Origin of the sequence: Streptomyces sp. 35G-GA-8 (assembly GCF_023534745.1) — a bacterium.
In the GTDB taxonomy this organism is placed as follows: domain Bacteria; phylum Actinomycetota; class Actinomycetes; order Streptomycetales; family Streptomycetaceae; genus Streptomyces.
The window spans coordinates 1-8353 of the sequence record NZ_JAMHJQ010000042.1 but is presented as its reverse complement, the minus strand read 5'-3'; the positions used below and the strand labels follow the sequence as shown (position 1 = coordinate 8353).

At 72.0% G+C, this 8353-nt stretch carries 2 protein-coding genes; both read left to right on the top strand.

Annotated elements, in window-relative coordinates; all coding sequences use genetic code 11:
• On the top strand, positions 1-1609 hold a 1609-nt coding region (locus M1203_RS38360; protein ID WP_249954501.1), incomplete at its 5' end, for an acyltransferase domain-containing protein.
• On the top strand, positions 1606-8353 hold a 6748-nt coding region (locus M1203_RS38355), incomplete at its 3' end, for an SDR family NAD(P)-dependent oxidoreductase (protein WP_249954500.1). The genes M1203_RS38360 and M1203_RS38355, both read left to right, overlap by 4 nt.

The window sequence follows — 8353 nt, the reverse complement described above, 5'->3', positions numbered from 1 at the left end:
GCCTCGGCGTGCTGCGGTGAGTGCGTTCGGTATGGGTGGGGTGAACGCGCATGTGATCGTGGAGGAGCCGCCGGTGGTGCCGGTGCGGGAGGCACCGGCTCAGGACTCGTATGTCGTCCGGGTCAGTGCGGCGGATGAGACCGCGTTGCGAACCCTCGCCGACGCCTACGCCGAGGCTCTGACCGACACGTCAGAGGAAGAGATCGGGGACTTCGCGCTCACGGCCAACACCGGCCGCGCCGGCCACCGCTATGGCGTGGCGGTGCAGGGTACCGACGCCCGCGAACTCGCCGCCGGTCTGAAGGATGTTGTGACGGGCCGCAGCGCCCCGTCCAGGAAGGGCGGCAAGGCCCAGCCCTCGGCCTTCATGTTCACGGGTCAGGGTTCGCAGTACGTGGGTATGGGGCGTGGGTTGTATGCGGTGGAGCCGGTGTTCCGGGCGGCGTTGGACGAGTGTGTGGAGTTGTTGGCGGGGCATGTGGATGTGCCGTTGCGGGATCTGCTGTTCGGTTCCGGTGAGGTGGAGGGTCGGCTGGACCGTACGTGCTATGCGCAGGCGGCCATTGTGAGTGTCCAGGTGGGTCTGGTGCGGTGGTTGGANGTGGATGTGCCGTTGCGGGATCTGCTGTTCGGTTCCGGTGAGGTGGAGGGTCGGCTGGACCGTACGTGCTATGCGCAGGCGGCCATTGTGAGTGTCCAGGTGGGTCTGGTGCGGTGGTTGGAGTCGGTGGGGGTGCGTCCGGATGCGGTGGTGGGTCACAGTCTGGGTGAGCTGACGGCCGCTTGGGCGGCCGGTGTGCTGGAACTGGGGGATCTGCTGGAGCTGACGGCGGTCCGTGGCCGGCTGATGGAGTCGGGGCCTGGCGGGGGTGCGATGGCGGTGGTTCACGCGGACACCGAAGCTGTCCTCGCGGCCATGACCGCTCATCCCGGGGTGGAGATCGCCGCGTTCAACGCGCGTCGATCGGCGACGATCACGGGTCCGGCGGACGACGTGTCCGGCTTCTGCCGGGACTCGGGGCTGCGCACACAGATGCTGACGGTCAGTCAAGCGTTCCATTCTGCCGCGATGGAGGGTGCGGTCGCGCCGTTCGTCGCGGCGGTGGCCGACAGGACACTTTCGGCTCCGGTGATTCCGTTCGCGTCGACCGTGACCGGCGACTGGCATACCGCCGGGACGGCCGCCGACCCGGGTTACTGGGGCCGGGCGATCCGTGAGCCGGTGCGTTTCTCGCAAGCGTTGACGACGCTGGCCGAGGTCGGCCCGGCGGTGGTGTGGGAGATCGGTTCCCATCCCCAACTCACCTCGCTCGCACGGTCGTCGTGGGGCGAGACACCGCCGGTGTGGCTCAGCACACTGAAGCGGGATCGTACCGATCAGGTGCAACTGCACAGCGCGGTGGCCGAACACTACAACCACACCCGCACCGAACTCGACTGGGCCGGTCTGCACCGGGACAAGGGCCGGCGCACCACCACCATCCCCACCTACCCCTTCAACCGACAGAAGCTGGCCGCGCCGCCCGTCCGCCGCAGCGGTGCTGAGACGAGCACCCTCAGCCATCCGCTGTTCGACCGTCACTACGAGCACCGGAGCGAGGGACAGTGACGTATCCGGCCGAGACCTACGAGAAGACATTCACGGGCCAGGAGCCCTTCATCGCCCAGCACCGCTCGGCGAATACCGGGCTGCTGCCCGCCGCGGTACAGCTGGAGATGGCGATGGTGGGGGTCGCCCGGCGCCGGCCGTTCACCCCGCTGGAGCTCACCGATGTCACGTTCCTGCGCCCCCTCACCATCGCCGACGACGCGGCGGCTCCCGTCCGGCTCGATGTGTCCTTCGGCTCGCGGACCCGCTTCGAACTGAGCACCGTGGTGGCCGGCGACCGCAAGCCGCTGTCCACCGGAACCGGCCGACTGCTCCCGGGCGTCGCCCCGACCACGCCCGCCGATACCGGCCTGCGGATGACCGGCCTGCGGACGATCACCTCGGAGCGGCTGTACGAGAGCTGGGCGCGCGAAGGACTGCGGTACGGACCCGACTTCCGTACCGTCCGGGAACTCGCCGTCGGCGACGGTGGCGTGGCCCGGGCCACGCTGCGGTCCGACGCCGAGCCCATCCCCTGGTATGCCCATCCGCTGCTGGTGGACGGCGTGTTCCAGGTCGTCAGCTGCGCGCTCCAGGACGTCACGGGAGAGGCTGGCCCGTACCCCATGCTGCCGATCGGCCTCGCTCGGATCGCGGTCCTCGCCGATCTGTCGGTCCTGTCGGCCGGAGTGACCGTCCTGGTGCGCCGGACTGGTGTCGACGGCGCGTACGCGACCGCGGACGCCGTGTTGCTGGGGCCCTCGGACGAGGTCGTCGCGGAGTTCGAGGGGCTACGGATGCGTCGCACGGCCGCGGTGTCGCGCCCGACGGTCGCCTCGGCCCCGCCGAGGTCCGCCATGCTGCCCATCACCCGGATCGACTGGCGGCCCGCGTCGGCGACCGACGAGCGGCACGACCCGGCGACCGGGACCTGGGTGGTGCTGCACAACGGCGGTACGGACAGCCTGGGGGAGCACGTCGCCCGGCAGCTGCGGGCCGACGGAGCCCGCGTGGTGGAGGTCGGCGTCGGACCGTCCGGGGCACAGGCACAGGCACAGGCACAGGCACAGGCACAGGCACGGGCACAGGCACAGACGCCCGACCGTGATCGGCGCATGCTCGCCCGGCCGGACGAGGAGGCGTTCCGGCGGCTCTGGGAGGAGGTCGGGGACCCGGTCGCGGGTGTGGTGCACCTGTGGAGCGCCGGTGACGCGCCCGACAGCGTTCCGGGACCGGGGGAGGAGGCGGCGGAGCTGCGCCTCGGCGTGTACGGCTGCCTGGCCGCCCTGCGGACCCTCGGCGAGCGGCAGCGCAAGTCCCGCTTCCTCACGGTGACCAGGGATGGGCAGCCGGTCGCGCACGGCGACCGGCCGGTGCCCGCGCGCGCCGCCCTGTGGGGCTTCGTCCGCACCGCCGCCATCGAGTACCCGGGCCTCCGCCCGCGCCTCCTCGACATCGACCGGCTCTCCGACGACACGCTCCGCCCGGTCCTGGCGGAGATCGCCGCGGACGGCCCCACCGAAGTCGGCTACCGACGGGGCGTCCGCCACGTACCCGTTCGGGTGCGCGACCGGTCGGCATACGAAGCGCCCCACGGCGGGAAGGGGCCCATCAGGCGGGGCGGCCGCTATCTCGTCCTCGGCGGGCACGGCGGACTGGGCCTGGAGGTCGCCGACCGCTTCGCACGCGAGGGCGCCGGCGTCGTCGCGCTGGTCAGTCGTTCCGGAGCCGCCGGTGCCGACCACGACCGCACGGCCGCGATCGGCGCGCGGGGGTGCGAGGTCGTGTCGTACAGCGCGGACGTGACCACCCCCGGAGCCCTGGCGGCCGTGGTGGAACGCTTCCGCACGGAGTTCGGCGAGTTGCACGGCGTGGTCCACGCGGCCGGCACTCTCAAGGACGGGCTGATCCGCAGCGCCACCGCCGAGGACATCGCGGCGGTGATGCGGCCGAAGGCCGACGGCGTGCGTGAACTGGCCGCCGCGGTGGCCGGGCGTGACCTGGACTTCGCCGTGCTGTTCGCCTCGGTCTCCGGCACGTTCGGCAACCTCGGGCAGGGCGGATACGCCGCGGCCAACGCCTACCTCGACGCCTTCGCGCAGGCGCACGGCTCGCCGTGGCTGAGCGTCGCCTGGGGCCTGTGGGGCGAGGTGGGCATGGGCACGGCCGTCGCGGAACAGCTGCGGCGGCGCGGAGTCAGGCCGTTGGACACCGCGGAGGGCCTGGACGCCCTGATCGCGTTGCTGGGGGCGGAAGAGGACCCGCGCCAGGTGGTCGTCGCCCACCCGGACGCCGGCGACATCGTCGTCGAACTCGAAGACACGGGCGCGGAGCCCGGGGCACCTTCCGGCGGACGCGCCGAGGCACATGACGGCGTAGAGGATGCCGTCGAGTCGACCGGTGAGGGCGACACGGAGCGCGTCGGGGAGGCGTTGGCGGGCTTCCTGGCGGAGCGGCTGGGCGTCACCTCCTTCGACCGCGACACCCCGCTGTCGGACTACGGCATGAGCTCGATCATGAGCGTCGAGCTGTCGGAGGAGCTGTCCCGCAGGTGGGGTATCCACCTTCCGGCGACGCTCTTCCTGGAGTACGGCGAGTTCGCCGAGCTCGTCGAGGCGCTGACGGGCCGTTACGGCGCGGGCGTCGCGGTCCCCGCACCCGAGACCGCCGAGACCGTCATGGCGGCCGAGACAGTTGGGACTGCCGAGACGGGCGGGACTGTCGAGATAGTTGGGACTGCCGAGACCGTCGAGCCGGTACCGGCCACCGGCCGCGACACGGACGTCGCGATCGTCGCCGTGTCCGGTGACCTCCCGGGCGCGGTCGGCGGGGCGGCGGAGCTGTGGCCCCTGCTCCGCTCCGGCGGTCACGCGTTCACCGAGGTACCTGCCGAACGCTGGGACATCGACGCCCACTTCGAGCGGCGCGGCCCCCATATGACGGGCACCTACTGCCGTACCGGTGCCTTCGTCACCGGTATCGACCGCTTCGAACCGGCCTTCTTCGGCATCTCCGTACGCGAGGCCGAGGAGATGGACGTCCAGCAGAAGCTGCTGCTGGAGCACGCCTGGACGGTGCGGGACGACAGCGGTCTCGCCGGCCGCCGCGACATCGGCGTCTTCGTCGGCGCCACCTACACCCATCACCGTGACGCGCGGGGGCTGGAGACGGTCGGACCGCACACCGCGCTGGGCTCCATGAACGCGGTACTGGCCAACCGGATCTCGTACGCGCTGGACCTGACCGGCCCTTCGCAGACCGTCGACACCCTGTGCTCGTCGTCCCTCGTCGCCATCCAGCAGGCTGTATCCGCGCTGCGCGCGGGACACTGCGGCGCCGCGATCGTGGCGGCCAGCCAGGTCGGTCTGACTCCCTGGTACTACCGCAGCCTGAGCCAGCTCGGTGCCCTCTCCGACACCCGGCCGCGGCCCTTCGACGAGCGGGCCGACGGATTCCTCCCCGGCGAAGGCACGTTGGCCGTGATGCTGAGGCCGCTCGCGGACGCCGAACGGGACGGCGACCGGATCTGGGGCGTCATCCGCGGTACGGCCGTCAACCACGGGGGCCGCGGCAGCGCCCTGCCGGTGCCCCGCAGCGAGGCCCAGGCCGCGGTCGTCAGGGCGGCACTGGACGATGCCGGACTGGCCCCGGCGGACGTCTCCCTGATCGAGACGCACGGTACGGGCACCCGGCTCGGCGACCCGATCGAGATCGCCGCGCTGACCGAGGTGTTCGGGGGTGACCCGGACCGCGGAGAGCGGCCGTGCCACCTCGGGACCGTGAAGGGCAACATCGGGCACCTGGAGCCCGCGGCGGGACTCGCCGGCCTGCTGAAGGTTCTGCTGTGCCTGCGGCATCGGGAGATCCCGCCCGTCGCCGGTTTCGAGACCCCCAGCGGCCTGCTGGACCTGTCCGCCGGGCCGTTCGTGATCCCCGTCGAGCCACAGCCGTGGATCTCGGACGGGCCGCGCCGGGCGGGCATCAGCTCCTTCGGCATGGGAGGGACCAACGCGCACATCGTCGTGGAGGAGTACGTCGGAGAGTTCGGGGAGTTCGGGGAGTCCCGGCACGAGGCGTCCGTCGCGGAGAGCCGTACGGCCGCCGCCGCACCGGACGAGCACCTGCTGGTCCTGTCCGCACACACCCCGGACGCCCTTGCCCGGCGCATGGCGGACATCCAGCCGCTCCTGCGCCAGGGGAACGCGGCACGCCTGAACGCCCTGTGCCGTTCCAGCGCCGTCGGACGTGATCACCAGGCGTACCGGGTCGCGGTCCTGGGAGCCACGGCCGACGAACTGAGCGCCGGGCTGGCCGAGGCGCTGCGCCGCCTGCCGGACCGGGTGCCCGGCATTGTCGTACGCGGTACGACGGTGCTGGACAGCGCGTCGACCGGGCTCAGCGGCGCGGCCTTCCGCTATGCCGGCGGCGGCACGGTCGACTGGGCCACGGTGTTCCCCGGCCCACCGGCGCGCCGCTCCGTCCTCCCGCCGTATCCGTTCGGCCCGCGACCCGAGGCAGCCGTGACGGCCGCACAGGCCGCGCCGGTCACCCAGGCCGAGCCGGACGCGCCGGGCACGCGGGCCGCACAGGCCGCGCGGGACACGACCGAAGTCGTACGGCGACTCTCGCGCGCCCACCGTGTGCTGGGCGAGGAGACCGTACCCGGAGCGCTGCCGGTGGCCCTCGGCCTGCTGACGAGCGGCGCCCTGGCGCGGATCACCTTTACCGGTCGGGGGACCGGAGACCATCCCCTCACCAGCGATCTGGACGACCCCACCCGTAGCGGACCGGCCACCTTCCGGCACGCCGACCGGGTGATCGCCCGGTTCACCACCGTCGAAGCCCCGCCCGCGCAGCCCGCCGCCGTGGACCTCGACACCCTGAGGGCCGCGCTCGACCGGAGTCTCGAACCGGCCGGCCTCTACGCCTGGTTCGCGGCGAAGGGCATGGAGTTCACGGCGCCGCTGCGGTCCATCGCCGAGGTTCACTACGGGCCCGGCCGGGTACTCGCGCGGATCGACGTTCCGGTCGGCGGCGCCCTGGAGGCCGGGGCGGTGGCACTCGACGCCGCCCTCCAGACCATGGCCGTCCTCACGTTGGCGGACCCCACCGCGCCGTCGGCCACCTACCTGCCGGTCTCCATCGGCCGGGCGGCGCGCTGGGCGGACCCGGCGCGGGCCGCGTTCGTACTGCTCGAAGGCGACGAGCCCGACAGCGACGGCACGCGACGCGGCCACGCGTCCCTGCTCGCCGCCGACGGCCGGGTGCTGGTCCGGCTCGACGATGTCGCGTACCGGACCGTGGCCGCGAACGGCAGCTCACCGCCCGCTCCCGCCCGCCGCGCGCCGGGGGCCGAGGTGGCGGAGGCGGCGATCGTCGCGCTGGTACGGAACGTCCTCCACGACCCCGGTGTCATGGCGACCACCTCACTGTCCACCGTGGGTCTCGACTCCATGCTGGCGACGGTCATAGCGGCTGACGTCGAGGCGGCGTACGGGGTGAGGCTGAGCCCGACGGATGTCCTGGACGCCGCGGACTGCCGCACTCTCGCCGCGCGTGTCGCCGAACTGGTGGGCGACGGTGTGCTCGCCCCTGCCGAGGCCGACGGACGGCCCGAAGGTGAACCGGCCGCGAGCCAGGAGAACCGGACGGCCGCCCACGCCACGGTCCGCGATACGGCCACCGACGACACCGCGGCCACCGACGACACCGCGGACGCCCACGACATCGCCGTCATCGGGCTGGCCCTGGCGCTCCCCGGTGCCCCGGACCCGGAACGGCTCTGGTCGCTGCTCGCCGGCTCGGGCGAGGAGATCAGGCCGGCTCCGGCCCACCGCTGGGGCCGGTACGCCGAGGGGCACGAGCCCGATGTCGGCGGATTCCTCGACAACGTCGCGGAGTTCGACGCCCGGTTCTTCGACTTCTTCCCCAAGCAGGCCGAAGTGCTCGACCCCCAGGCCCGCTGGCTGCTCCGCACGACCTGGGAGGCGCTGGAGTCGGCCGGCCTCCCGCCGCGCCGAATGCCCCCGTCCACCGGTGTGTTCGTGGGCGCCAGTTACCAGCACTACAAGGACTACAACATCGCGCCGGAGCTGGACGCGCCCAGCGGCCTGGGCAACCACAACGCGTTCCTGGCGAACAGGGTGAGTTTCTTTCTGGATCTGCGTGGGCCGAGCATGACGATCGACACGTTGTGTTCGTCGTCGCTGGTCGCGTTGCACACGGCGGTGCGGAGCATCCGTGACGGCGAGTGCGACCAGGCCATCGTCGCCGGCGTCCGGGTCGCTCTGTCCCCGCTGCACTACGTCGCGATGAAGAACCTGCGCGCGCTGTCCCCCTCAGGCGCGTCCCGGCCGTTTGATGCGGGTGCGGATGGGTTTGTGCCGGGGGAGGGTGTGGTGACGGTGGTGGTGAAGTCGTTGGGTGCGGCGTTGCGTGATGGGGATCGGGTTCGGGGTGTGATCAGGGGGAGTGCGGTCAATCATGGTGGTCGTACGAGTGGGTTGACGGTGCCGAGCAGTGCGGCGCAGCGGGAGGTGATTTGTGCTGCGTTGGGGGATGCGGGGGTGTCGGTGGAGTCGATTGGTCTGGTGGAGGCTCATGGGACGGGGACGGGTCTGGGTGATCCGATTGAGGTGGAGGGGTTGACGCGTGCGTGGCGTGGGTTGACGGATCGGTCGCAGTTTTGTGCGTTGGGTTCGTTGAAGGGGAATGTGGGTCATTTGGAGCCTGCGGCGGGGTTGGCGGGGTTGGTGAAGGTGTTGT